The organism is Phycicoccus mangrovi, from assembly GCF_018729305.1.
In the GTDB taxonomy this organism is placed as follows: Bacteria; Actinomycetota; Actinomycetes; order Actinomycetales; family Dermatophilaceae; genus Phycicoccus; species Phycicoccus jejuensis.
Genome location: NZ_JAHHWP010000016.1, coordinates 84,412 through 109,081 on the forward strand (window position 1 = coordinate 84,412; position 24,670 = coordinate 109,081).

Consider the following 24,670-nt stretch of genomic DNA (forward strand, 5'->3'; position numbering starts at 1 on the left):
CGGGTGACCCGATACGCGTGAGGCCTGGGGCGGCGGCGCGCGTCAGGGGGAGGCGAGCAGGTCCCCGTGGAGGACGGTGAAGCAGCCGTCGGGTGCGTCGGCCCAGGCCCGCCAGTCCGCTGCGACGGCCTCGAGCTCGCCTGCGGTGCAGCGCTCCTCGCGCACCAGCTGCTCCGCCAGCCGCGACCCCGTCATCCGGTCCGCCCACGAGCCGCCCCACCAGTCGCGGTCCTCCGGGGTCGCGAAGCACCACGTCGAGGCCGTGACGCGTGGCGCCGGGAAGCCCGCCTCCAGGGCCCAGCCGAGCAGGCGCCGACCGGCGTCGGGCTCGCCGCCGTTCGCCCGGGCGACGTCGCGGTAGAGGTCGAGCCAGCGGTCGAGCCCGGGGGGCCGCGGCCACCAGGCGAAGGCGGCGTAGTCGGCGTCCCGAGCGGCGACGACCCCGCCGGGCCGGCAGACGCGCCGCATCTCGCCCAGGGCTTGCACGGGGTCGCCGACGTGCTGGAGCACCTGGTGGGCGTGGACGACGTCGAAGGAGCCGTCCGGGAAGGGCAGGTCGTGCACGTCGCCCACGACGAGGTCGGCCCCGACGCCACGCCGGCGCAGCTCCGCAGCGGTGAGGGCCAGGGAGGCGTCGTCCGCCTCGAGCGCCGTCACCCGGCCGGGGGCGACGAGCGCGGCGAGGTCGGCGGTGATGGTGCCCGGCCCCGAGCCGACGTCGAGCAGGCGCAGGCCCGGCCTCAGGTGCGGCAGGAGGTGCGCGGCCGAGTTCTCGGCCGTCCGCCACCGGTGCGAGCGCAGGACGGGCTCGGCGTGGCCGTGCGTGTAGGGGACCATCACCCCACCGTCGCGCCCGACGCGAGGGTGGGCAAGGGGGTGGTCGTGCCGTGGGCGGGCGGTGTCCGCGGGGTGGTCGGCGCGGCGGTCAGTACCAGTGGGGGGAGCGCGCCTGCCAGGCCCCCCAGGCCGCGCACGGCGAGCCGTACGCCCGCTGGATGTACTCCATCCCCCAGCGGACCTGCGTCGTCGGGTTGGTCAGCCAGTCCGACCCGGCGCTCGCCATCTTCCAGCTCGGGAGTGCCTGGGGGATGCCGTACGCGCCCGACGAGGGGTTGGTCGCGCTCCAGCTCCAGCCCGACTCGCCGTTCCAGAGGTCGACGAGGCAGCCGAACTGGTCGCCGCCCCAGCCGTGGGCACCGAGGAGGGAGCGGGCCGTGCGCTGGGCGCTCGCCGGCGAGCCGCCACCGCCGCCGACCACCGGGGTCGAGGCGCCGCCCTGCGCGGCGTGGTCGCGGGCGGCCCGGGCCTCGCGTTCGGCCCGGCGGCGGGCCTCGGCCTCGGCCCGGGCACGGGCCCGGGCGAGGGCTCGCAGGCCCGAGGCGCGCTGCGTCGCGAGCCGCGCGGCCCGGGCCCGCAGGGCGGCGACCCGGGCGTCGAGGGCCTCGGCGCGGGCGGCGAGGGCGGCGGCCTCTCGGGCCGCGTCGGCCTCGGCGCGCTCGGCCGCCTGCCGGGCCTCCTGCGCCTGCCGGGTGGCGGTGGCCTGGTCAGCGCGCGCCGCCTCGAGGTGCGCCGACTCCGCGGCGCCGGCGGCCGCCGCGCCCGCCGCGCGGGAGAGCGCCGCGCTCGTGCGCCGCCCCTGGAGGTCGAGCACCACCTGCGCGTCGGCCATCGACTCCGGCGACCCGGTGAGGGCCAGCTCGAGCGCGTTGACCTCGCCCGAGCTCGTCCAGGCCCGGACGGCGGCGTCCGCGACGTCGCGGTGGGCGGCCACCTGCTCGGCCCGGGCGTTGTCGAGCTCGTCGGCCGCCTTCGTCGCGAGGGCCTTCGCGCGGGCGAGCTCCTGCTCGGCGGCCCGCTGGGCGTCGACCGCCCGGGCAACCCCGAGCTGGAGGGCCGTGAGCCGATGGGCCACCGTGGCCTGCTCGGACGCCAGGCGCGTCGCCTGCCGGTCGGCGGTCGCCGCGGCGTCGCGCGCCGCCCGCACCTCGCCGGCCCCCGGGACGACCGGGCGGTCGGCGTGCGCGGCGGGTGCACCGGCCAGCCCGAGGACGAGGGCCGCGGCGAGCACGTGGGTTGTCGTGCGGGCACGCGCGAGGACGGTCACTCCCGCAGTGTCACACCGGCCTCACAGGCCACGGAAGCACCACCGGCCACGTCGTCCTCAGCGTGTGGACAGGTGCCGGGGGCGGTCACCGCGGCCGGACCTGGACGTCGTGCTCACCGGTCCGGGCCTCGATGTCGTGCTCGGTCGCCGCCATGACCCGGTCGGCGAGCACGCGCAGGGCCCGGGCCACCGCCACCGCGTCGCCGATGTGCGGGTCGGCCGGGTCGCGCGGCGAGCGGTGGCTGCGCCCGAGCGCCGTGAGGGCCTCCGGGGCGTCCGCGAGCAGCGCGACCGTCGCCGTCGTGTCGTCCCCGGTCTCGAAGAGGGTGACCCGCACGCTCCAGCGCCGCAGCGTGCCGGCGTCGGGGCCCGGGTCCGCCTCGGCGGGCGGGGCCTCGTCCTCCGTGAGGCGCAGGACCGAGCCGGCGCCGGGGTAGAGCGTGCTCGTGTGCCCGTCGTCCCACCGGACCGTCCACGGCGGCTCGCCGTCCGGCCCGCAGCCGAGGACCTCTCCGGCCCGGGCGGGCTGGTCGACCCGCTCTCCGGTGAGGACGATGTGGTGTCCGGGGTGCGCTCTCACGGCCGCCTCCTCGGTCGGTCGTCACCGGGACGGGCCGGGTGCCGGGGTGGTGGCGACGGTCCCCGGCACCCGAGCCCATCGTCCTCCTCCCGGCCCCGCCGCGGAAGACGTCCCGGCAGCGCCGCGGGCTACACCGCAGTAGATGTCGCTGTGGCAGCACGTACTGCGGTGTAGCCCGGGTTGCCCCGGGAGGCCCGGGGCCGGCTCGGTCAGACGGGACCCAGTGACAGACCGTCGCCGAACCGGAACAGGGCGTCGTCCCCGAAGCCGGGGACGTCCTCGGGGTGGCGCCGCACGGCGTCCATCGACGCCGGGACGTCGAAGGGCAGCCGGCCGACCGGCGGGATCGCCCCGGTCAGGGCGGCGAGGAGCGCGGCGCTGCTGCTGCCGTAGGTCCCGGTGAGCGCGGCGCACAGCGGGACGAGCGGCGTGAGCACCGCCGGGCGGTCGAGGGAGACGTCGACGACGAGCGGGCACTGCGCCGCGACGCGGGAGAGGCGGCTCACGAGGCCCGGCGGGAAGTCGAGCGAGCCCTGGTGGAACCACGCCTCGAGGAAGAGGTCGTCCCGGGCCTCGAACGGGGCCTGGAGCCGGACGAGCGCGACGTCGGCCTCCTCGGGGGAGGCGGCGACCGCGAGACCGGCCGCGCCGAGGTCGTCCGCACCCACGCCCTCGGCGTACACGCGCGTGCCCGGACGCAGCGGCAGGGTCGGCGCCGCAGCGCCGTCGACACCGGCGGCCGGCTCGTTGACGAGGACGGTGACCGAGCGGGCCTGCGCCTCGAAGCCCGCCGTGCGGAACTCGTCCTTGCCGAGCACGGTGGTCGCGGCGTCCTCGTCGACGAACGGGTCGTCGAACAGCCCGAGCCGGAACTTGACGCGCAGCAGCCGGCGGGCCGACTCGTCGACGCGCGACTCGGGGACGCGGCCGGAGCGCACGAGGTCGAGCAGCACCTCGACGCACTCCTCGCCGCCGAACTGGTCGGCGCCGGCGTGCAGCAGCAGCTCCATCCGGCCGGCGGGGTCGAGGTGCTCGACGCCCCAGGCGCGAGCGGGGAGGACCTGGTCGCCGACGTGGTTGTCGTTGACCAGCTCCCAGTCGGTGAGCACGACGCCGTCGAACCCGAGGCGCTCGCGCAGGAGGCCGGTGACCACCTGCCGGTTGTAGCCGAACCCGACCTCCTCGACCGGCTCGCCGTCGATCTCGAGGCCGACGGGCATCCCGTAGTACGGCATGATCGCCGCGGTCCCGGCCTCGATGGCGCGGGGGAACGGGTCGAGGTGGTCGGCGAACCGCCCTCCCTCGTAGACCTGCTCGCGGCCGTAGGGGAAGTGGGCGTCCTCGCCGTCCTTCTGCGGGCCGCCGCCGGGGAAGTGCTTCGTCACGCAGGCGACGGTGCCGGCGCCGAGCTCCGGGCCGCCCTGGAACCCCTCGAGGTAGGCGACGCCGAGGTCGCCGGCCAGGCGGGGGTCCTGCCCGAAGGTGCCGGCCTGCCGGGCCCAGCGCGGCTCGGTCGCGAGGTCGAGCGTCGGGTGCAGGGCCTCGCGGATGCCGACCGCCGCGTACTCCTGCCGCGCGATGTCGGCGAAGCGCCGGACGAGCGCGGGGTCGCGCAGCGCGGCGAGCCCGAGAGGCTCGGGCCACTGCGAGAAGGACCCCGCCGCGAACGAGACGCCGGCGTTCTCGATGAACGCGTGGCGCGGGTCGGTGCTGACCGTCACGGGGATGCCGTGCGGGGTGCGCTCGGCCATCCGCTGGAGGTTGTTGCTCCAGCGGGCGGCCTGCCGGGCGTCCTTCAGCGCGTGGACGTTGAAGTGCGAGAGGTGCTTCCGCAGCACGACCTCGCTCGTCGGCGACTTGCTGATGGCGCCTGGCGCCTCGAGCAGGTCGCCGTCGGGCCCGGCCTCGATGACCGTGTGGAACATCAAACCGGCCTTCTCCTCGAGGGAGAGCCGGCCGAGCAGGTCCTCGACGCGCTCGTCGACCGGGAGGCGCGGGTCCTCGTAGGGGTCGAGGACGCCGTTGCCGTTGAGGTCGCGCCAGGCCGGGGTGTCGTCGGTGGCCGCGTGGTGGACCGCCGGGGTGTCGGTCGAGGTGCTCACGCGAGACCCGCCCCGAACTCCTCGATCCCGATGACGGGACGCAGCCGTTTCTCGACCGCCTTGGTGGAGAACGCCTTCCGGACGACGTCGCGGCACAGGACGTTGCCGACCGCCCCCATGACCATCGCCTGGTCGAGGGAGAGGTAGCGGCGGGCGATCGTCCCGGAGCGCACCGCGACGGCGTCGAAGAAACCGCCGCGCCCGTACGCGCCGAGCTCCTTCTCGATGCCCGAGAGGTTGGCGAACGCCTCGCGCGGCTCGTGCATCATCGCGAGGAACGCGGCGTGCGGGGTGACGACGCCGTCGCCGAAGGTCGGGTTCGGGTTGGTCGCCTCGCGGCACGTGCCGAAGCCCGGGTCGTAGTTCGTGCTCTCCTGGTCGGAGCAGTAGCCGTCGGGGTTGAGGCCCAGGGCGTCGACGCCGTACTCGCGGTAGCCGCCCGCCGGGTTGGACGAGGGGGAGAAGCCCCAGTAGCCGTACTTCGCCTCGAGCAGGCCGTGCTCGCGCTGGGCACGGACGTGCAGCGGGTGGTTGCGGCCCCAGGAGCGGGGCGCCCACCGGGCCTCGGGGACGAAGACGTCGGGCATGAGCTCCTCGAACATCGACCCGCCCCAGCCGGGGACGACGTGCATCCCGCGGTAGGTGTAGGCGCCCTCGTAGACGTCGAGCCCGAGGTAGGTCCGGGTCTCGCCGACCGGCTGCATCTCGTGCCACGACCAGTCGCACGTGGCCGGGAAGGTGCGCCACGACGCGAACCAGTGCTTCGCCGGGACCTGCCCGGTGAGGATGCCGAGGTAGCTCGTGATGCGCGTCTCGGACACCGCGGTGTCGTAGTGGTGGTTGGTCAGCCAGACGTCGTCGCCGACGCCGAGGTGGTTCCCCTTGGTCACGCCGGAGGTGTCGGCCGGCTCGGTGACGTAGAAGCCGCCGTGCATGAGCCCGCCGGGGCGCGGGCCCGCCGGGTCGTAGAAGACGTCCCAGCGCATCCGCGAGAAGAGACGGTCGGCGTCGCGACGGGCGCCGGGCACGGCCTCGCGGACGACCATGAGGGCGGCGCCGAGCCAGCCGCTGTCGACGCTGGACACGAACGGCTGCACGGGGTCCCCCGAGTCCGGCCAGGTCGTGAGGACGGCCCCGGAGGTCTCGTCGTACCAGTTGAAGTACATGCCGCTCGGTTCGTGGTGCTCCATCCGCAGCAGTGTCGAGAGCGTCCGCCGCACCCGGCGGGTCGCCTCACCGGGCGTGATGATGCCCAGCTCGCGCGCGACGACCGCGCTCCACAGGTAGCCGCCGATGTTCGTCGGGGACGTGTACCCGCTGCGGTCACGCGCGGCGAGGGACTCCGTGATGTTGTCCGCGGGCAGGCCGGTGCGCTCGTCGGTCATCGCGACGAGGGAGCGCCACGTGTCGGCGGCCCAGCGACGCACCGCGCGCGGGTCCCAGGCGTGGTGGTGATCCGGTCCGTGCACGAGCGACGGTGCGCCGGAACGCGTCACGGCAGCGGCGGGCTGTGCCGCGGCGCCGCTGACGACGAGGCCACCGAGGGCGGCCGCGCCGCCGACGAGCAGCTGGCGGCGCGAGGCCGGGACGGAGGCGGAGGCGGGACGGGGGGTCATCGGGATCTCTCCTGACGGGGGTCGGTGGGTGGCGCCGGACGGTCCGGTCGTCACTTGATGCCGGTGGTCGCGATGCCCTCGATGAACCGGCGCTGGAAGACCATGAAGACGAGCAGCACCGGGAGGACGACGACGGTGGCGCCGGCGAGGAGCAGCCCGTACTGCGTGCTGTTCTGGCCGGTGCTGTAGAGCGCGAGGGCGACGGGCAGCGTGTAGGTGTCCTCGGTCTGCGCCACGACGAGCGGCCAGAGGAAGTTGTTCCAGCTGCCGAGGAAGGTGAGGATGCCGAGCGTCGCGAGGGCCGGCCCGCACAGGGGCAGGATGATCCGCGCGAAGATCCGCAGCTCGCCGGCGCCGTCGACACGGCCGGCGTCGATGAGGTCCTTGGGCAGCCCGAGGATGAACTGGCGCATGAGGAACACGCCGAACGGGCTGACGAGGAACGGCAGGAAGAGGCCCGGGAGGGTGTCGACGAGGCCGGCGTTCGCGACGAGCACGAACAGCGGCACGAAGGTGACGACGCCGGGGATCATCAGGGTCGTCATGACGATGACGAACAGCGCTCTCTTGCCGCGGAACTCGAGCATCGCCAGGGCGTAGCCGAGCATCGAGCAGAAGAGCAGGTTGCCCGCGGTGACGACGACGGCGACGACGACCGAGTTGGTGAAGTACCCACCGAAGTCGAGCCGGCTGAACAGCTGGGTGTAGTTGTCGAGCGAGGCGGTCTGCGGCCACCAGGTCGGCGGCGACTGGCGCAGCTCGCCCTCGGACTTGAACGAGCCGAGGACCATCCAGACGAACGGGGCGACGACGGCGACGAGGGCCACGGTGAGGGCCCCGTAGAGCCACCAGTTGGTGCGCTTGGCGGTGAGCATCGGGGTCAGCGCTCCTCTCGCAGGAGGCGGAACTGGATCGCGGTGACGACCGCGACGAGGACGAAGATGATGTAGCTGATCGCCGCCGCGTAGCCGTAGTTGCCGAACCCGAACTGCTTGTACGTGTACATCGACATCGAGATCGTCGAGTTCAGGGGTCCGCCGTTGGTCATGACGAACGGCTCCTCGAAGAACTGCAGGTAGCCGATGCCCGTCGTCACCGAGACGAAGAGGATCGTCGGACGCATGAGCGGCAGCGTGATGTGCCGGAACCGCTGCCACGCCGAGGCGCCGTCGATGGCGGCGGCCTCGTGCAGGTGCCACGGCACGGCCTGGAGGCCGGCGAGGAAGATGATCATCCCCGTCCCGAAGTTGCGCCAGGTCGCCATGAGGATGAGCGAGGGCATCGACCAGCTCGGGTCGCCGAGCCAGTTGGGGCCGTCGATGCCCACCCACCCGAGCACGGTGTTGATCAGTCCGTAGTCGGTCTGCAGCAGGAAGCGCCACACGACGGCGACGGCGACGATCGAGGTGATGACCGGTGTGTAGAAGCCGAGCCGGAAGACCGAGCGCAGCCGGTGGATGCCGCGGTTCAGCGCGACGGCCGCGGCGAGGGCGACGGTGAGGGTCAGCGGCACGCCGACGAGGACGAAGTACGCGGTGTTGCGCATCGACTGGAGGAACAGCGGGTCCGAGAGCGCCTTGGTGTAGTTCTCGAGGCCCGTGACGTCGACGGCGAACGGGGTGCGCAGGTCGCGCGAGCGGGTGTCGGTGATGCTCATGAAGAGCGACTGGAGCACCGGCCACGCGGTGAACGCGAGGAAGAGCAGGCTGAACGGGAGGGCGAGGATCCACGCGGCCCGCCCCTCGCGCCGGGCGGCGGCGCGGGTGCGCCGGCCGCCGCCCGGGGCGGTGGACTCGCCGGCGGGGGCCGGCGGGGCGGTCGTCGTGGTCATGTCACTGACCGGTGCCGATCGAGTCGGCCTGCTGCTGGACGGTCTTGAGCGCCGCGGCGGGGTCGGCGCCGGTCTTGGTGACCTTCTCGAGCTCGGAGTCGAGGGACGCGACGACCTGCTCCCACGTGGGGAACGACGGCGGCGCCTTGGCGGTCGTCAGCTGGTCGCCGAAGACGGCGAGCTTGTCGTCGCCCGAGAGGGCCGAGTCGTCCCATGCGGACTGGACCGAGGGGAGGTCGGTGGACATCCCGTACCACTTCGCCTGGGTTTCGGGATCGGCGAGGAACTGGACGAACTTCCACGCGGTGTCGCGCTGCTTGCTGTTCTTGAAGACGACGAAGTCCGAACCGCCGACGAACGAGGACGAGCCGGCGCTGCCCGCGGGGATCTTCGCGACGGCGTACTTGTCCTTGAAGCCCTCGCCGCCGACCTTCTCGACCGCGGACATCATCCAGGGGCCGGAGATGAACATCGGCACCTTGCCGCTCACGAAGTCGGGCTCGGTCGTCGGCTGGGCCGGGGCGGCCTTGTCGGAGATGCCGTCGGTGAAGAACGACTGGTAGTACTGCACGGCCTTGAGCAGCTGCGGGGTGTCGAAGCTGTACTTGCCGTCGGCGTCGAGCGAGGCGCCCTCGCCCCAGGCGAACGGCATGACCGTCTGCCACGAGCCGGTGCCGCCGGCCTGGAGGCCGATGCCCCACGTGGCGCCGGCCTTGTCCTGCATGGCCTTCGCCATCTCCTTGAGGCCGTCCCACGTGGTGGGGGCCTCGGTGTAGCCGGCCTTCTTCGCGAGGTCGGTGCGGTAGTAGACCAGGCGGGTCTCGACGTACCAGGGGATGCCGTAGCTCGTGCCGCCGACCTTCGTCGTCTCCTGCGCGCCGGGGAAGAAGCCCGCGGAGTCGATGTTGCCGGGCAGCGGGTCGAGCGCACCGAGGCCGGCGAACTCGCCCATCCACGTCGTGCCGACCATCGCGGCGTCCGGGGTGCTGTTCGCGGTGATGGCGGTGGTGAACTTGTCGTGCGCCGCGTCCCAGGGGATGGCGGTGACGTTCACCTTGGCGCCGGGGTTCTGGGCCTCGAAGTCCTTGGCGAGGTCGGGCAGCTTCTCGCCCTCGGCGCCCATCGCCCAGACGGTGATGGTGCCCGTGGCCTTGCCGGACGCGACGTCGGTGCCGGTCGTCGCGGCTCCGGCCCCGCTCTCGCTGCGGCCGCACGCGCTGAGGGCCAGCGCGGCGGTGGCCACGAGGACCAGGGCGGTCGTCGGGCGTCGTCTCATGTCGAACTCACTTCCTTGTGGGGTGGACGGGGCGAGGTGTGGCTCAGGGGGCCGTCGGGGACGGCTCGGGGCATCCGCAGGACCCGCGCAGGACGACGCGGGTGGCGAGCAGGCCGGGGTCACCCGGCTCGGCGCCGGTGATGCGCTCGTGCAGGCGGCGGGCGGCGAGGGCGCCGAGCTCGCGGACCGGCTGGCGGACCGTGGTCAGGCCGGGCCGGACGTAGCGGGCGGCCATGACGTCGTCCCAGCCGGTGACCGCGAGGTCCTCGGGGACGCGGACGCCGCCCGCGACGAGGCGGGTGGTCAGGGCGAGGGCGACCTCGTCGTTGGCGCAGACGACGGCGTCGGCGGTGACCTCGCCGGCGAGGAGGCGCTCGGCCGCCGCGGCGCCGTCGCTCTCGCGCAGGCCGCCGCCGAGCGGGGCGGGCACCTCGAGGCCACGCTCGAGCAGGGCGGTGGCGTACCCCTCGAAGCGCTGCCGGACGTCGGGGGCGACGGCGGGGTCGCCGGCGAACACCGGGCGGGTGCGGCCGTGCGCGTCGAGGAGGTGGGTGGTCAGCTCGTGGGAGCTCGCGACGTTCTCGGCCGCGAGGCGCTCGAACCCGGTCGTCGCCCCGCCGGCCACGACGAGCACCGGCTTCTGGCGGGCGGCCCGCTCGAGGACGTCGTCGGGGATGATCCCGCCGAGGACGGCGACGCCGTCGACGCCGGCGGCCAGGCGGGTGAAGCGCGGGGCGTCGAGGGGGCGGTCGGGCTCGACGAGGGCGAGGACGACGCTGAGGTCGAGCTCGGCCGCTGCCTGCTCGAAGCCCATGAGCAGCTCGGAGAAGTAGGGGCCGTGCAGCTCGGGCAGGACGAGGCCGACCGCCTCGTGGTGGCGCACGGCGAGCGAGCGGGCGGCGGCCAGCGGTACGTAGTCGAGCCGGTCGATGGCGTCGAGGACCTTGGCGCGGGTGCGCTCGGCGACGGCGGTGCTGCCCTGGATGACGCGGGAGACGGTGGCGATGGAGACGCCCGCGGCCTCGGCGACCGAGTAGATCGTCGTGCCCGCGTGTTCCGGCGTGCTCGTGCTGCGGCTCACCCGCGCCACCTCCTTGTAAGCGCTTACAATTGCGTGTGAGCGCTTACATTGCCACGGCCCCGCGCGGGCCGGCAACCCCTGGCGCGGGTGACAACGGTGTCGACGTGGGCGTCGACGACGGCCGCACAGGGCGCTGACCTGCGACGACGTGGCCAGTCCGACCGTTCGTCGATTTCCCCGCCGACGGGCGCGTCCATCAACTGACGAAGGTGTCAGTTTCTGTACACCGTCGGCCTCGTGGACGTGGACGAGCTGACGGGTGTGTCGACTCCTGCACCCGGTGCGGCCGTCAGGCGTGCAGGAATCGACCAAAGCGTCGATTCGTGCCCGCCGGGGCATCCGGCCGGGTCTCGACGTCGACGTCGGCGCCCGCCACACTGGCCCGCATGGGCACCCCGTACGTCGTCACCCGCTCGACCACGACGAGCGCCTCACCGGCCGCCGTCCACGCGCTGCTCGAGGACTTCCACGCCTGGCCGCGGTGGTCGCCGTGGGAGGAGCTGGACCCGGCGATGCGCCGCACGTACTCCGGCGCCGAGCGCGGCCCCGGCGCCCGCTACGCGTGGGAGGGCAACCGCAAGGCGGGTCGCGGCACGATGGAGGTCGTCATCTCCACCCCCGAGCAGGTCGACGTCGACCTCGCCTTCGAGAAGCCCTTCCCGTCGCGCTCGCGCGTCGAGTTCGTGCTCACTCCGCAGGCCACGGGCGGGACGGGCGTCGAGTGGCGGATGCGCGGCGAGCTCTCGCCGGTCATGCGCGTGTTCTCGCTCGTGAAGTCGATGGACTCGCTCGTCGGCCCCGACATGGAGCGCGGTCTCGCCCGGCTGCGCACCGCCGTGGAGGCGCCCGCCGGCTGAGCCGTCGTCAGGCGCGCCGGCGGGAGCGTCGGGTCAGCAGGGCGTCGACGCCCCAGAGGATGCTGGCCACGACGAGCCCGAAGACGAGGATGAGGACGAGCGTCGTCGCGACCGGGCCGTAGCCGAGCGTGACGACGTTGGTGAAGTCGTACGGGTAGGCGCCGACGACCGCCCCGCGCCCGAGCATCCACGCGACCCACGCGAGCGGCACGACGAGCGCGAAGGGGACGAGCCGACCGGTCACCCAGCCCCGCGGGCCGGCGACGAGCCAGACGAGGACCGTCAGCGCGGGCGTCACGACGTGGAGGATCGGGTCGGTCAGCCGCGACCAGCCGACGACGTCGGCGGTGGGGGCCAGGAGCACCTGGTAGACGATGGCCGTCACGGTGATCATCAACAGCGCGTCGAGCCGGATCACCCTGTCGAGGAAGCCCGTCCGGGTGGGGCGCAGGACGAGCAGGGTCGCCGACACCGCGACGACGACGTTGGACCAGATCGTGAAGTAGCTGAGGGTGTCGGCCAGCCGCGAGATGACGCCGGCCGCCCCGTCGGGGTGCAGCCCGTAGAGACCGCGCGGCGGCACCGACTCGGCGTACCCGCCGGCGCCGGAGATCACGAGGGTGAGCACGAGCCCCAGCCACGCGACGCCGGCGTTGAGGCCGAAGGCGGTGCGCGCCGCTCGGGACGGGGCGGGGGCTGCGACGTCGACCACGGGGCGAGTATGCCCGCAGGACAGGGCGATGCCCGCGCGGCGCGCGCCGTCAGAGCCGGTGGCGCCGGCCGCGACCCGGGAGCGCGTGCGTGGCCGCGGCGGCGAGGTCCCCGGCGACGACGCACCAGAGGAGCGGCACGGTCGGTGCGCCTCCGGGCACGAGCGCCAGGACGACGGCCGCCGCGCCGGCGCATCCCGCGACCCATCTCGTGGCCGGACGGCCGATCCGGCTGCGCGACAGGGCGACCGCGTGCGCAAGCAGCCCGATGCCCAGCACCCCGGCGCCTGCCGTCCACGCGCGCTGGGCGCCGAGGAGGTCCCCGGGGCCGAGCAGGCCCACGGCCGTGACGGTCAGCACCAGGGCGTAGGCCAGGCGACCCAGCAGTGCGGCACCCGCGGCGGGTCGTGCGGCGGTCCGGGTGCGCCGCCAGGCGGCGCGTGCGGCCACGGTCTGCAGGCCGGCGACGAGGACGAGGGACGCGGCGACGTCGACCGTCGCGGTCCCGGTCCGTCCGGCCGCCAGCAGCGCGGGGACCGTGAGGGCGGTCGCGGCCACGACCGGACCGAGCACCGTGAGACCCGTCGGCACCGCGCCCTGCGGCCCGGCGAGCGTGTCGTCCCGCGTCACGGACCGGCGGGGCGCGGCGGCGAGGCCCTCGACGGGGCGGGCGTCGCGCGCTGCGGTCGTCGTCATGGGTCGAGCGTGGCCCTGGTGCGGCCGGGCGTCTGTCGGGGGCGACCCTGACCCGACCCGGAGCGGAAAGCCCGCACGTGCGGGGTCGTCGTGGTGCGGGAGGGGACGGGATCGCGGAAAGCCCGCACGTGCGCGGTCGTCGCGGTGCGGGAGGGCACGGGATCGCGGGAAGCCCGCACGTGCGGGGTCGTCGTGGTGCGGGAGGGGACGGGATCGCGGAAAGCCCGCACGTGCCGGGTCGGCGCTGCGGTGGTCCCGGTCGCTCGCCGCCGGTTATGGTCACGGTGACTTCCCGAGGAGGCTCCGGTGACCCACGGCCCCGGCCTGCTGACCGACCGCTACGAGCTGACGATGCTCACGGCGTTCGTCCGCGACGGCAGCGTCGACCATCCCGCGGTGTTCGAGGCGTTCGCCCGACGCCTGCCCGAGGGACGCCGCTACGGCGTCGTCGCGGGCCTCGGGCGGCTGGCCGCGCTGGTCGAGGACTTCCGGTTCGACGCCGCGGAGGTCGCCTGGCTCGAGGCCGCGGGGGTCGTCGACGAGGCGACCTCCGCCTGGCTGCGCGACTTCCGGTTCACCGGTGAGGTCGACGCCTACCCCGAGGGCGACCTCTACTTCCCGGGCAGCCCGGTGCTCAGCGTCCGCGGCACGCTCGGCGAGTGCGTGATGCTCGAGACCCTCGTGCTGAGTGTCCTCAACCACGACACCGCCGTCGCCAGCGCGGCTGCGCGGATGGTCCTCGCGGCGCAGGGCCGGCCCCTCGTCGAGATGGGGAGCCGCCGCACCCACGAGGAGGCCGCCGTCGCCGCCGCCCGGGCCGCGTACCTCGCGGGGTTCGCCTCGACGAGCAACCTCGCCGCCGGCCACCGCCACGGCGTGCCGACCGTCGGGACGGCGGCCCACGCGTTCACGCTGGCGCACGCGACCGAGGCCGAGGCCTTCGCGAGCCAGGTCGCGGTCCAGGGCGTCGGCACGACGCTCCTCGTCGACACCTACGACGTGGAGCAGGGCATCCGTACCGCGGTCGAGGTCGCGGGGACGGGGCTCGGGGCCGTGCGCATCGACTCCGGCGACCTCGCCGAGACCTCGGCGGCGGCGCGGGCGCTGCTCGACGACCTCGGGGCCCGCGACACCCGCATCATCGCGACGAGCGACCTCGACGAGTTCGTCCTCACCGCCCTCGCCGACGCGCCGATCGACGGCTACGGCGTGGGCACGCGCGTCGTCACCGGCTCCGGCCACCCGACCGCGAGCCTGGTCTACAAGCTCGTCGCCGTGGCGTCGGAACCTGGTGGGGCGCTGCGACCGGTCGCGAAGAAGAGCCACGACAAGATCTCGGTCGGTGGCGGCAAGACCGCCTGGCGCGCCCACGACGAGCACGGGGTGCTGCGCCGCGAGTGGTACCGCACCGACGACGTCCAGGAGCCCGGCGCGTCCCGCGTCCAGGTGCCCGTCCTGCGCGGCGGGCGCCCGGTCGGGGTCCCCGACCTCGACGCCGTCCGCGAGCACTGCGCCGCGGCGCTCGCCACGCTGCCCCCGCACGCCCGGTCGGTGGCCGCCGGCCGCCCGTACCTCACCGTCGAGCAGGAAGGGGAGACCGATGGCTGACGCGCTCGTCGTCGTCGACGTCCAGACCGACTTCGTGGAGGGCGGGTCCCTCGGGGTCGAGGGGGGCCACGAGGTCGCCCGCCGCATCACCGAGCACCTCGCCGCACACCGTGACGACTACGCCGCCGTCGTCGCCTCCCGCGACTGGCACGAGCCGCACGGCACCAACGGTGGTCACTTCGCGGAGCCGGGCACCGAGCCGGACTTCGTGACGACCTGGCCGGCGCACTGCGTCTCGAGCGGCCCGGGCGCCGCCTACGCCGACGGGTTCGACACCTCCGCCGTCACCCACCACGTCCGCAAGGGCCGGGGGAGCGCCGCCTACAGCGCCTTCGAGGGCACGACCGAGGACGGGCGTCCGCTCGCCGCGCTGCTGCGCGACCTCGGCGTCACGCACCTCGACGTCACCGGCATCGCCACCGACCACTGCGTCCGCGCCACCGTCCTCGACGCGCGCCGGGAGGGCTTCTCGGTCCGGCTCCTGCCGGGGATGCACGCCGGCGTCGCCGCCGCGACGAGCGAGCGGGCCCTGGCCGAGATGGCGGCGGCCGGCGCGGAGGTGGCGCGGTGAGCGAGCACCCGCCCTTCGCCGTCACCGTCGACCTCGGCGTCTTCACCATCCGCGACGGGGTGTTCTCGGTGCTGCTCGTCGAGCGCGGGTCCGAGCCGTTCGCGGGGTCGTGGGCGCTGCCCGGCGGGTTCGTCGAGGCCGACGAGGACGCCGAGACCGCCGCATGGCGCGAGCTGCGGGAGGAGACGGGGGTCGAGCGCTTCGAGGGGCACCTCGAGCAGCTGCGCACCTACTCCGCGCCCGACCGCGACCCGCGGATGCGCGTGGTGTCGGTCGCCCACGTGGCCTTCGCTCCCGACCTGCCCGCGCCGAGCCCGGGCTCGGACGCCGCGAACGCCCGCTGGTGGTCGGTCGACGACGTCCTCGACGGTGGGCCGGACGCCCCGACCCTCGCGTTCGACCACGCCGAGATCCTCCACGACGCCCGCGAGCGCGTCCGCTCCAAGCTCGAGTACACCACCCTCGCACGCGAGTTCGTGGCCGAGCCGTTCACGCTGCCCGAGCTGCGCCGCGTCTACACCGCGGTGTGGGGCGCGCCCCCGGATCTCGGCAACTTCCGTCGCAAGGTCCTCGGCACCGACGGCTTCGTCGTCCCCACCGAGGCCCACGGCGTCTCGGCCGCGGGCGGGCGGCCGGCCCTGCTCTACCGCCGGGGCACCGCGACCGACATCCAGCCCCCGATGCTGCGCACGGCGACCCGCGGGGAGCGCTGACCCGCCGATGAGCCACCACCACGCGCTGCCGGACGCCGCGGCGCACGGAGCGCTGCCCGACGAGGCGACCGACCGCCTGCCGCCGACGCCCCTCGTGACGCGGGTCGTCGTCGTCGCCCTCGTCCTGCTCACGGCGGCAGCGACCGTGTTCGGCCTGGTCACCCTCTGGCCGCGCGGCGAGCTGCCGACCGACCCTCAGCTCGACTACGCGGTGCAGGGCGCGACCTTCCCGCAGGGAAGCGTCGTCTCGTTGACGGCCCCCTGCCCCGCCGTCGCCCCAGACTCGACGGACGACGTGCCGACCGGCGACCCCGACTGCGGGCAGCTGACGGTGCGACTCGACGACGGCTCGGAGCAGACGGTGCGCATCCAGCCGGAGGTCAGCCGCTCGGGGCTGCGGGCCGGCGACACGGTGACGCTGCTGAAGCTGCCGGACGCCGCGCTCGACTCGGCGCAGGAACAGGGGGCGATCCTCGACAGCGCGTACTCGTACGCCGGGGTCGAGCGCCAGCCGCCGCTGCTCGTCCTCGCCGCGGTCTTCGTCGTCCTCGTGCTGCTCGTCGCGCGCTGGCGGGGCCTCGCCGCGCTGGTCAGCCTCGGGGTCGGCGGGGCGATCCTCCTGTTCTTCGTGGCTCCGTCGCTGCTCGACGGCGCGAACCCGGTCGCGGTGGGGCTCACCGCCTCCGGCGCGACCATGCTCGTCGTCCTCTACCTGACGCACGGCCTGAGCCTGCGCACCTCGACGGCGCTGCTCGGGACCGTGCTCGGTCTCGGGCTGACCGCCGTCGCGGGCGTCCTCGGTTCCGACGCCGCCCGGCTGACCGGCGTCGGCGACGAGAACAGCGGTCTGCTGCAGGCGCTCGCGACCGACGTCAGGCTGCACGACCTCGTCGCGTGCGGCGTCCTCATCGCGGCGTTCGGCGTGCTCAACGACGTGACGATCAGCCAGACCTCGGCCGTCTGGGAGCTGCGCGCCGCCGACCCCCGGCGCAGCCGCCGGGCGCTGTTCGCCTCGGCGATGCGCATCGGTCGCGACCACCTCGCCTCGACCGTCTACACCATCGTGTTCGCCTACGCCGGAGCCGCGCTGCCGATCCTCCTGCTCATCGCGCTCTCCGGGCAGGGCGCCGACAAGCTGTTCCTCTCCGAGGACATCACGGCCGAGGTCGTCCGCACGCTGGCCAGCGCCGTCGGTCTGGTCCTGGCCATCCCCGCGACGACCGCGGTCGCCGTCGTCGTCGCCCCACCGCCGCGGGAGGACGCACCGGCCCCCGCGGGGGCCGAGGTCGCCGCGCCCGCCTGAGCCCGCACTGGTCGACGGGCCGGGCGGTGTGGTGGGATCGAGGTCCGGTCCGCGGGCACGACGGCGCGGCCGGGCCGCCCGTCCACCACCTGCGAGGAGCACGATGATCGACGCCAGCACGCTGGGGGTGCACTCCGAGGTCGGGCGCCTGCGCAAGGTCCTCGTCTGCCGGCCGGGCCTCGCGCACCGGCGGCTCACCCCGACCAACAGCGCCGACCTGCTCTTCGACGACGTCATGTGGGTCGGGCAGGCCGAGCGCGACCACGCCGACTTCGTCCAGAAGCTGCGCGGCCTCGGGGTCGAGGTGGTCGAGCTCCACGACGTCCTCGCCGAGACGATGGCCATCCCCGGCGCGCGCGACTGGCTGCTCGACCGCAAGATCGTGCCGAACCACGTCGGCCTCGGGCTCGTCGACTCCACGCGGGCCTTCCTCGAGACCCTCGAGCCGGCGCGGCTCGCGGAGTTCCTCATCGGCGGCCTCGCGATCCCCGACCTGCCCGACGACTTCCGCACCCCGTTCGTCATGCTGGCCCGCGAGCAGACCGGCGCGCGCGAGTACCTGCTGCCCCCGCTGCCCAACACCCTCTACACGCGGGACACGACGTGCTGGGTGTACGGCGGGCTGACGCTCAACCCGCTCTACTGGCCGGCCCGCCAGAACGAGACGATCATCTACAAGGCGATCTACCGCTTCCACCCCGACTTCGCCGGGGCGACGGTGTGGTGGGGCGACCCCGAGACCGACTGGGGCGAGGCGACCCTCGAGGGCGGTGACGTCATGCCGGTCGGCAACGGCGTCGTCCTCGTCGGGATGAGCGAGCGCACCTCGCGCCAGGCGATCACCCAGGTGGCGGCTTCCCTCTTCGCGCAGGGCGCGGCCGAGAAGGTCGTCGTCGCCGGCCTGCCGCAGCTGCGCGCCGCGATGCACCTCGACACCGTCTTCACGTTCGCCGACCGCGACGTCGTCACGCTCTACCCGAACGTCATGGACGGGGCGCACACCTTCGTCCTCCACCCCTCCGACACCGACCCCGGCGTGGAGGTCGAGGACCGCGGCGAGGGCACGTTCACCAAGGTCGTCGCCGAGGCGCTCGACCTCGACGGCCTGCGCGTCATCGAGACCGGCGGTGACGTGTACGCCTCCGAGCGACAGCAGTGGGACAGCGGCAACAACGCCGTCGCGGTCGAGCCGGGTGTCGTCTTCACCTACGACCGGAACACGACGACGAACGCCCTGCTGCGCGACGCCGGCATCGAGGTCGTCGAGATCGTCGGCTCGGAGCTGGGCCGGGGCCGCGGTGGCGGCCACTGCATGACCTGCCCGCTCGTGCGCGACCCCGTCGACTACTGACCGGTGCAGTCCCCGCCGCGTGACCTCCCGGACGCCGACGTCCTCGACGTCGTGCGGCGGGGCTGGGACGCGACGGCCCTCTCGCTCACCCACCTCCCGGTCGGCTACGGCAGCCACCACTGGGCGGCGACGGCGGCCGCGGGGCGGCGCTGGTTCGTCACGGCCGACGCGACCCCCGACGACGGTGCCGTCGAGGCGCTGGCGGCCGCGTACGGGGTGCCTGCGGCGGCCCGCGCCCACGGCGTCGACGGAGCACACGGCCCGGTCGCCGCGGCCGACGGGGCGCTGCTGCACCGTCACGGCGCGTGGTCGGTGTCCGTGCAGCCCTGGCTCGACGGTGGGGCCGGCGGGTTCTCCGACCGGTGGCCCGACGCCACCGCCGAGGCGGTCGTCCGCCTGCTCGCCGACCTCCACATGCTCCACGCCGCGAGCACCCCGGCGCGGCCCGAGGACCCCGCCCTGCCCGGGGTCGACGGGCTCGTGGCGGCGCTGGACCGCTGCGAGCGCGACGAGCCGCTCACCGGAGGGCCGCTGGCCGGGGTCGTCACCGGGCTCCTGCGCCGGCACGCCGCGGCCGTGCGCGAGGCGCTGCGCGAGGACGCCGCGGACCTGCCCGGCCCCGGCGCCACGGTGCTGACCCACGGCGAGCCGCACCCGGGCAACGTCGTCGTCACCGCCGACGGCCCGGTGCTCGTCGACTGGGACACCGCCCGCCGCGCCGAGCCCGAGCGAGACCTGTGGCTCGTCGCCGCCCGCACGGACCTCGACGTCGTCGCCCTCTACGCCGACCTCACGGGCCGCACGCCCTCCCGGGACCGGATGCGCCGGCGCGAGCGCCGCTGGGCCCTCGCCGACGTCGCCGCGTACGTCGTCGACCTCGCGGCCGCGCCCGCCGAGGACGCCGACACCGCGTGGCAGCTGCGCTCGCTGCGGGGCACCCTCGAGGAGCTCGGACGCTGACGTCGGCGCAGGTCGACGTCAGCGCAGGTCACCGGGCACCCCCGGCGCCCCGCCCCGTAGGCTCGGGCACCAGTGCTCGACCACCGGAGGGACCCCCCGATGAGCCCCGACCGCACGTTCCACCCGTCCGCGGGCCGCACCCTCGGTGTCGAGTGGGAGCTCGGCCTCGTCGACCCCGACACCCTCGACCTCGTCTCGCGCGCACCCGAGCTCATCGCGGCCCTCGACGACGGCGGGTCGCGCAGCGGGTCGGCCTCCGCCGGACGCTCGTCCGTCACGAACGAGCTGCTGACCAACACCCTCGAGATCGTCACCGGCATCTGCGACAACGCGGCCGCGGCCGCGGAGGACCTGCAGCACGGGCTCGACCAGGTCCGTCGCGCGGCCGACGAGCGCGGCCTCGCGCTGTTCGGCGGCGGCGCGCACCCCTTCAGCCGGTGGGAGGACCAGGAGGTCTCCTCCGGCGAGCGTTACGCGACGCTCATCGACCGCACCCAGTGGTGGGGCCGGCAGATGGTCATCTACGGCGTGCACGTCCACGTCGGCATCACGTCGGCCGCCAAGGTGTGGCCGCTCGTCAACGCACTGCTCACCTACCACCCGCACCTCACGGCGCTCTCCGCGTCGTCACCGTTCACCGGCGGCGTCGACACCGGGTACGCGAGCAACCGGACGATGCTCTTCCAGCAGCTGCCGACCGCCGGCCTGCCCTTCCAGTTCGAGTCCTGGGCGCAGTACCGCACCTACCTCCACGACGTGTTCACGACGGGGGTCGTCGACGACGTCAGCGAGCTGCGCTGGGACATCCGGCCCTCGCTCGGCCTCGGGACCATCGAGGTGCGGGCGTGCGACGGGCTGTCGAGCCCGGCCGACGTCGCGGCGGTCGCGGCGCTCGTGCACTGCCTCGTCGTGCACCTGGAGGAGCAGCTCGACGTCGGCCGGCTCCCCGCACCGCTGCCGCCCTGGCACGTGCAGGAGAACAAGTGGCGCGCAGCGCGGTACGGGCTCGAGGCCATCGTCATCGTGGATGCGGACAGCCGCGAGGTGCCGGTGGTCGACGACGTGCTCGAGCTCCTCGAGCGGTTGCAGCCGGTGGCGCGTCGGCTCGGCTGCGTCGACGAGCTCGCGGGTGTCGAGCGACTGGCGCGCGGCGGCGGGGGCTACACGCGGATGCGCGAGGCCGTGGCCGCGGCGGACGGCGATCTGCGGGCCGCCGTCCGCGCGGCGCTCGTCAGCGGCTGACGGCGTCGAGCTCGTCGGCGACCGGGGTGTCGCCGGTGTTGAACTCGACGACGGCGTGCGCCGTGCCCGGGCGCGCGAGCACCTCGGCGATGACGAGGGCGACGTCGGCGCGCGGCACCGACCCCTTGCCCGCACCGGTGCGCGAGGTCTCGATGCGGCCGGTTGACGGGTCGTCGGTCAGGGCGCTGGGGCGGACGAGGGTCCACGCGAGGCCCGAGGCCTGCAGGTGCTCGTCGGCCGCGGTCTTGGCGTCCGCGTAGGCGAAGAAGGCGTCGTCCTCCGGCACACCGTGGTCCGGCCCGGCGCCGTAGTAGGACACCATGACGTACCGCTCGACGCCGGCCTCGAGGGCGGCGTCCATCGAGCGGATGGCGGCGTCGCGGTCGACGGCGTAGGTGCGCTCGGGGTCGCCGCCGCCGGCGCCGGCGGACCAGACGACGGCGTCGTGGCCGCGGACGAGGTCGGCGAGCTCGGCGGTCGACATCGACTGGACGTCGGCGACCTTCGCGGTCGCGCCGTCGGCCTCGACGTCGGCCGTGTGCTCGGGGTTGCGGATCACCGCGGTGACCTCGTGGGAGCGCTCGGTGAGGAGGGGGGTCAGGTGGCGAGCGACCTTGCCGTGGCCGCCGATCGTGAGGATGCGCATGTCCGGGCCAACACCGGCGTCGTGGCCGCTGTTCCGGACCTTCGACAGTCCGGAGGGGCGTGGGGGGACGGTCAGGCGAGGGCGGCGACGGCGGCCACGAGCCCGGCGAGCGCCGTCACGGAGCGCGCGGCGTCGACGGCGCGCAGCCGCCGGGCGAGCGCCGGGGTGCGCCCCTCGCGCCCGAGCGCCCCGTGGGTCGGCGCGGCGAGGAGCGCGGTGAGGAGCAGCACGACCCCCTGGAGGGCGACCGCCAGCAGCACCGCGGGCGTGCGCGGCCCAGCGGCGACGGCCCACACGACGGCACCGAGCACGGCGGCGTACGTCGGGACGACGAGGACGAGCACGCGGCGCGAGTGCCGGTCGTGGGCGGCGGCGAAGCGGTCGACCGGCTGCTCGAGGAGGGTCGGGTAGGCGAGCGTGCTGACGGCCAGCTGGAACGCCGCGTGCCACGCGGCCACGGCGGCGAGGGCGACGAGCGGGGTCACCGGCCGGCGGTCCGCAGCCGGCGGGGCACCCCGAACGCGGTCCGCGTCCCGGCCGAGTGCAGGACGCTGTCCGGCGGGCGCGCGGCGAGGTCGTCGAACCCGGCGGCGCCGAGCAGCTCGTCGTCGAGATCGAGCAGCTCGGCCCGGCGCAGCGGCCACGGTGGGTGCTCGTTGGGGACCCACGCCGTCCGCCCGGCGACGCGCGTGTGCAGGCCGAAGCGCGCGGTGACGAACTCGGACACCGGGTCCGGCTCGGGCAGCTCCTCGCCGACACGGACCCGCATCGTCGAGCGGGCGCCGCGCGGGCCGGGCAGCCGGCGCGTCGAGGTGTAGCGGACCTCGTCGCCGGAGCGCTCCATCCGCATCCGGGCCCACGTGTACGGCGTGCCGAAGACGACGCGGGCACCGACGGCGACGAGGGTGCGCTCGCACTCCAGCGACCCGAAGACCACGCCGTGCCGTCCCTCGTCGTCGCGCGAGTAGAAGCGGACGTTGGTCTCGAGGAAGTCGCCGAGCCACGGCACGGCCGGCCCGCGGCCGAAGCCGGCCCGGTGCATCCGGAAGGGGATGAGGCCGACGTACGTCACGCCGTCGAGGACGTCGGGGTGGGCGCCGGCCGGCAGCAGGGGGGCCACGCGCTCGGGCTCGACCGCCCAGTGGACGAACGTGATGTCGCGCCACTGCTGGCGCATCGTCCGTGGGCCCGTCAGCGGAGGAGCCTCGACCCGTGCCTGCATGCTCCGAGTGTCGGTCGGCTGCAGGCGCACCGGGCGGCTCGGGGGCGCCGGTCGCGGGTCGCCGTCGAAGGAACCGGCCGGCCGTCAGTGCAGGCGGGAGCGCCGACGACGCAGCTCGCGGACGACCGCCGCCTGGCGCCGGACGACGCGCAGGTCGCGCTCCGAGAGGCCGTGGTGCGCTCGGCCGCGCAGGGCGTCCTCGGTCGAGGCGAGCTCCGCGATGAGGTCGCGGACCGACGCGGTCGTGGGGGCGGTGGTCGGGAGCGGAGCCGTCGTCGTCGTCATGGCTCCACCCTCCGGCGGGTGCCTCGGGATGGCCTCGGCCCCGCCTGTGGGGTCGCTGTCAGGGCGTCCCGGGCGTCACCGGACCCGCCGCGGGCACCCCTCAGGCCGAGGTGCGGTCCTCGTCGGCCACGGTGTGCCGCTCGCGGTGGCGGGCGTCGAGGTACTCGGCGAGGCGCCGGTCGGCGTCGTCCCCGAAGAGGATCCGGGCGACCTCGCGCAGCCCCTCGGACCCCTCGATGTCCTCGTCGCGCACGACGAGGTCGATCTTGGAGCGACGGCGCATGAAGTCGTCGAGGGTCACGACCATCTCGTGCTGCGCGGCCGTGTAGAGCTCGGCGCGCAGGTAGTCGGCCGAGCCCATGACGTCCTCGCCCATCGACGGGTCGGCGCGGATGGCCTCGAGCAGGTCGAAGGCGCGCCGGCCGTAGCGGCGCCACAGCCGGTCGGTCAGCGGCTCGGTGTCGGGCTTGGTCCGCAGCGCGTCCAGGCGCATCAGCCGGGCCTGCCGGTAGAACTCGGCGCGGGTCTGTGCGGCGGGCTCGCCGTACCAGTTGCCGAGGTCCTTCTCGAGCGGGATGCCGAGGCGCACGACCTCCTCCGCGACCTCCTCGCCGACGTTGAGGCAGTCCGTCAGCTTGCCGCCGAGGACGGTGACGACGCGCTGGTGGTCGTCGCGCTCGATCTCGTGCTTGCGCGACAGCGAGGTCCAGTCGGCCTGGTCCTGGTCGCCCGCGCCACGGCTGACGACGAGCGGGCGCACACCGCAGCGCTCGGCGATGACGTCGTCGGCGGTCAGCGGCTGCGCGAGGTCGAGGCGCTTGTTGATCTGCTCGAGGAGGAACTCACGGTCCTCGTCGGTCACCTCGGTGTACGGGCTGTCGACGCGGGTGTCGGTCGTGCCGATGACCGAGCGGCGGCCCATCGGGATGACGTAGAAGAGGCGTTGGGTGTCGTCGAAGAAGGCCAGCACGCGGTCGTGCGTGGTCGTCGTCAGGCGGGGGACGACGAGGTGGATGCCCTTGGAGTAGACGATGCGGTGCTCGGTGCGCAGGTCCCAGGACTCGTTGATCTCGTCGACGAACGGCCCGGCGGCGTTGACGACGACGCGCGCGGCGGTCGTCACCTCGCGGCCGGTGTCGGTGTCGCGCAGGCGGCAGACCCAGCGGTCGCCGATCCGCTCGGCCGAGACGAGCTCGACATAGTTGGCCACGGAGGCGCCGGCCTCGAGGGCGGAGCGGACGAAGGAGAAGACGAACCGGCTGTCGTTGTCGACGAGGAAGGCGTCGCGGTACTCGATGGCCCCGCGGACGTCGGTCGTGTCGATGGCCGGCTCCTGCTCCTTGACGTCGTCGGCGTCGTAGAGGTGCGGGCGCTTGGTGCCGAAGAGGCCGATGCCCCAGTACGCGGTGGCCCCCAGCCCGGCGAACCACGGCGCATACGGGGAGCCGTGGTCGAGCGCGGCGAGGAAGCCGATCTCGCGGATGTTGTCGGGGTAGGCCTTCATCAGCCGGTTGCGGCTGCGGCACAGGCCGAAGACGAGCGGCAGCTCGTAGTTCTCGAGGTACTTGAAGCCGCCCCACACGAGGTTGGACGACTCCTGGCTGACGAAGCCGCCGAAGTCGCCCCGGTCGATGAGCGCGACGGAGGCCCCACGGCCGGCCAGCGCCGCCGCGGAGACGGCGCCGTTGATGCCGGCGCCGACGACGAGGACGTCGAACAGGCCGCCGTCGATCCGCTCGATGTTCGCCGATCGCAGGCTCATGACCCCAGCCTAGGCGTCCCGCGGGGCGCACCGGCGCGGAGGTGGCGGGGCTGGACAAGCGCCCCCTCCCCGCCCGCCCCCACGACTTCTTGCGAGTTCTGCCGCTCGACACGCCGTCGGGCGGTGTGTCGAGCGGCGGAACTCGCAATCAGTG

General features: G+C 74.6%; 24 protein-coding genes. 8 read left to right on the top strand and 16 right to left on the bottom strand.

From position 1 onward, the window contains the following. Nucleotides 1–42: 42 nt before the first annotated feature. The 9 genes from KMZ30_RS14905 to KMZ30_RS14945 all read right to left on the bottom strand — a co-directional run bounded on the left by KMZ30_RS14905 (nucleotide 43) and on the right by KMZ30_RS14945 (nucleotide 10,590). The gene (locus KMZ30_RS14905; protein ID WP_215513255.1) at nucleotides 43–837 is read right to left on the bottom strand and encodes a class I SAM-dependent methyltransferase; all 795 of its coding nucleotides are present in this window, start codon (nucleotides 835–837) and stop codon (nucleotides 43–45) included. A gap of 88 nt (nucleotides 838–925) precedes the next feature. Continuing rightward, a complete protein-coding gene (locus KMZ30_RS14910; RefSeq protein ID WP_215513254.1) occupies nucleotides 926–2,104 on the bottom strand; it encodes an aggregation-promoting factor C-terminal-like domain-containing protein in 1,179 nt (392 codons plus the stop codon). 85 nt (nucleotides 2,105–2,189) lie between these two features. After that, on the bottom strand, nucleotides 2,190–2,684 hold the full coding sequence (locus tag KMZ30_RS22410; RefSeq protein WP_215513253.1) for a dsRBD fold-containing protein: 495 nt from the start codon (nucleotides 2,682–2,684) through the stop codon (nucleotides 2,190–2,192). Between the two features lie 209 nt (nucleotides 2,685–2,893). Continuing rightward, on the bottom strand, nucleotides 2,894–4,786 hold the full coding sequence (locus KMZ30_RS14920) for a glycoside hydrolase family 3 protein (protein ID WP_215513252.1): 1,893 nt from the start codon (nucleotides 4,784–4,786) through the stop codon (nucleotides 2,894–2,896). Continuing rightward, entirely contained in the window at nucleotides 4,783–6,402 is a 1,620-nt protein-coding gene (locus KMZ30_RS14925) for a glucoamylase family protein (RefSeq protein WP_215513251.1), read from the bottom strand. The genes KMZ30_RS14920 and KMZ30_RS14925 overlap by 4 nt, the downstream gene beginning before the upstream one ends. 50 nt (nucleotides 6,403–6,452) lie before the next feature. Beyond that, nucleotides 6,453–7,277, bottom strand: a complete 825-nt coding sequence (locus KMZ30_RS14930) for a carbohydrate ABC transporter permease (protein WP_215513250.1) — start codon at nucleotides 7,275–7,277, stop codon at nucleotides 6,453–6,455. Nucleotides 7,278–7,282: 5 nt separating this feature from the next. Then, the gene (locus tag KMZ30_RS14935; RefSeq protein ID WP_207022110.1) at nucleotides 7,283–8,233 is read right to left on the bottom strand and encodes a carbohydrate ABC transporter permease; all 951 of its coding nucleotides are present in this window, start codon (nucleotides 8,231–8,233) and stop codon (nucleotides 7,283–7,285) included. Nucleotide 8,234: 1 nt separating this feature from the next. Continuing rightward, nucleotides 8,235–9,509 (bottom strand): sugar ABC transporter substrate-binding protein, encoded by a 1,275-nt coding sequence (locus tag KMZ30_RS14940; protein ID WP_215513249.1) that lies wholly within the window; start codon nucleotides 9,507–9,509, stop codon nucleotides 8,235–8,237. 43 nt (nucleotides 9,510–9,552) lie between these two features. Then, nucleotides 9,553–10,590: a LacI family DNA-binding transcriptional regulator gene (locus KMZ30_RS14945; RefSeq protein ID WP_308279780.1), complete on the bottom strand. Its 1,038-nt coding sequence runs from the start codon at nucleotides 10,588–10,590 to the stop codon at nucleotides 9,553–9,555. Nucleotides 10,591–10,976: 386 nt separating this feature from the next. On the opposite strand from KMZ30_RS14945, the gene KMZ30_RS14950 reads away from it, so the two are divergent. Next, nucleotides 10,977–11,447: an SRPBCC family protein gene (locus KMZ30_RS14950; RefSeq protein ID WP_215513247.1), complete on the top strand. Its 471-nt coding sequence runs from the start codon at nucleotides 10,977–10,979 to the stop codon at nucleotides 11,445–11,447. Nucleotides 11,448–11,454: 7 nt separating this feature from the next. Here the strand turns inward: KMZ30_RS14950 and KMZ30_RS14955 are convergent, their stop codons facing one another. Continuing rightward, complete coding sequence (locus KMZ30_RS14955) at nucleotides 11,455–12,159, bottom strand: Pr6Pr family membrane protein (RefSeq protein ID WP_215513246.1); 705 nt, start codon at nucleotides 12,157–12,159, stop codon at nucleotides 11,455–11,457. A gap of 49 nt (nucleotides 12,160–12,208) precedes the next feature. Then, complete coding sequence (locus tag KMZ30_RS14960; protein ID WP_215513245.1) at nucleotides 12,209–12,853, bottom strand: hypothetical protein; 645 nt, start codon at nucleotides 12,851–12,853, stop codon at nucleotides 12,209–12,211. A gap of 306 nt (nucleotides 12,854–13,159) precedes the next feature. Here KMZ30_RS14960 and KMZ30_RS14965 point away from each other — a divergent pair, with 306 nt between their 5' ends. From KMZ30_RS14965 to KMZ30_RS14995, 7 genes are all read left to right on the top strand, one after another. Continuing rightward, entirely contained in the window at nucleotides 13,160–14,461 is a 1,302-nt protein-coding gene (locus KMZ30_RS14965) for a nicotinate phosphoribosyltransferase (RefSeq protein WP_308279778.1), read from the top strand. Beyond that, nucleotides 14,454–15,032 (top strand): isochorismatase family protein, encoded by a 579-nt coding sequence (locus KMZ30_RS14970; protein WP_215513244.1) that lies wholly within the window; start codon nucleotides 14,454–14,456, stop codon nucleotides 15,030–15,032. The genes KMZ30_RS14965 and KMZ30_RS14970 overlap by 8 nt, the downstream gene beginning before the upstream one ends. Next, entirely contained in the window at nucleotides 15,029–15,745 is a 717-nt protein-coding gene (locus KMZ30_RS14975; RefSeq protein WP_030526211.1) for an NUDIX hydrolase, read from the top strand. The genes KMZ30_RS14970 and KMZ30_RS14975 overlap by 4 nt, the downstream gene beginning before the upstream one ends. Before the next feature lie 7 nt (nucleotides 15,746–15,752). Continuing rightward, entirely contained in the window at nucleotides 15,753–17,048 is a 1,296-nt protein-coding gene (locus tag KMZ30_RS14980) for a YibE/F family protein (protein ID WP_215513243.1), read from the top strand. 103 nt (nucleotides 17,049–17,151) lie between these two features. Further along, the gene (locus tag KMZ30_RS14985; RefSeq protein ID WP_215513242.1) at nucleotides 17,152–18,399 is read left to right on the top strand and encodes an arginine deiminase; all 1,248 of its coding nucleotides are present in this window, start codon (nucleotides 17,152–17,154) and stop codon (nucleotides 18,397–18,399) included. 3 nt (nucleotides 18,400–18,402) lie between these two features. After that, nucleotides 18,403–19,359 carry a phosphotransferase gene (locus KMZ30_RS14990; protein ID WP_215513241.1) on the top strand — a complete coding sequence of 319 codons (957 nt, stop codon included), beginning with the start codon at nucleotides 18,403–18,405 and terminating at the stop codon, nucleotides 19,357–19,359. 99 nt (nucleotides 19,360–19,458) lie between these two features. After that, nucleotides 19,459–20,601, top strand: coding sequence for a glutamate--cysteine ligase (locus KMZ30_RS14995; protein WP_215513240.1), 1,143 nt, complete (start codon nucleotides 19,459–19,461; stop codon nucleotides 20,599–20,601). Here KMZ30_RS14995 and KMZ30_RS15000 read toward each other — a convergent pair. The 5 genes from KMZ30_RS15000 to KMZ30_RS15020 all read right to left on the bottom strand — a co-directional run bounded on the left by KMZ30_RS15000 (nucleotide 20,591) and on the right by KMZ30_RS15020 (nucleotide 24,516). Further along, entirely contained in the window at nucleotides 20,591–21,247 is a 657-nt protein-coding gene (locus KMZ30_RS15000; RefSeq protein WP_215513239.1) for an SDR family oxidoreductase, read from the bottom strand. The genes KMZ30_RS14995 and KMZ30_RS15000 overlap by 11 nt on opposite strands. A gap of 71 nt (nucleotides 21,248–21,318) precedes the next feature. Further along, nucleotides 21,319–21,732: a hypothetical protein gene (locus KMZ30_RS15005; RefSeq protein WP_215513238.1), complete on the bottom strand. Its 414-nt coding sequence runs from the start codon at nucleotides 21,730–21,732 to the stop codon at nucleotides 21,319–21,321. Then, nucleotides 21,729–22,469, bottom strand: a complete 741-nt coding sequence (locus tag KMZ30_RS15010) for a YqjF family protein (RefSeq protein ID WP_215513237.1) — start codon at nucleotides 22,467–22,469, stop codon at nucleotides 21,729–21,731. The genes KMZ30_RS15005 and KMZ30_RS15010 overlap by 4 nt, the downstream gene beginning before the upstream one ends. 84 nt (nucleotides 22,470–22,553) lie before the next feature. After that, nucleotides 22,554–22,754, bottom strand: coding sequence for a hypothetical protein (locus tag KMZ30_RS15015; RefSeq protein WP_215513236.1), 201 nt, complete (start codon nucleotides 22,752–22,754; stop codon nucleotides 22,554–22,556). A 100-nt stretch (nucleotides 22,755–22,854) separates the two neighbouring features. Continuing rightward, nucleotides 22,855–24,516 (bottom strand): glycerol-3-phosphate dehydrogenase/oxidase, encoded by a 1,662-nt coding sequence (locus KMZ30_RS15020; protein ID WP_215513235.1) that lies wholly within the window; start codon nucleotides 24,514–24,516, stop codon nucleotides 22,855–22,857. Nucleotides 24,517–24,670 lie beyond the last annotated feature (154 nt).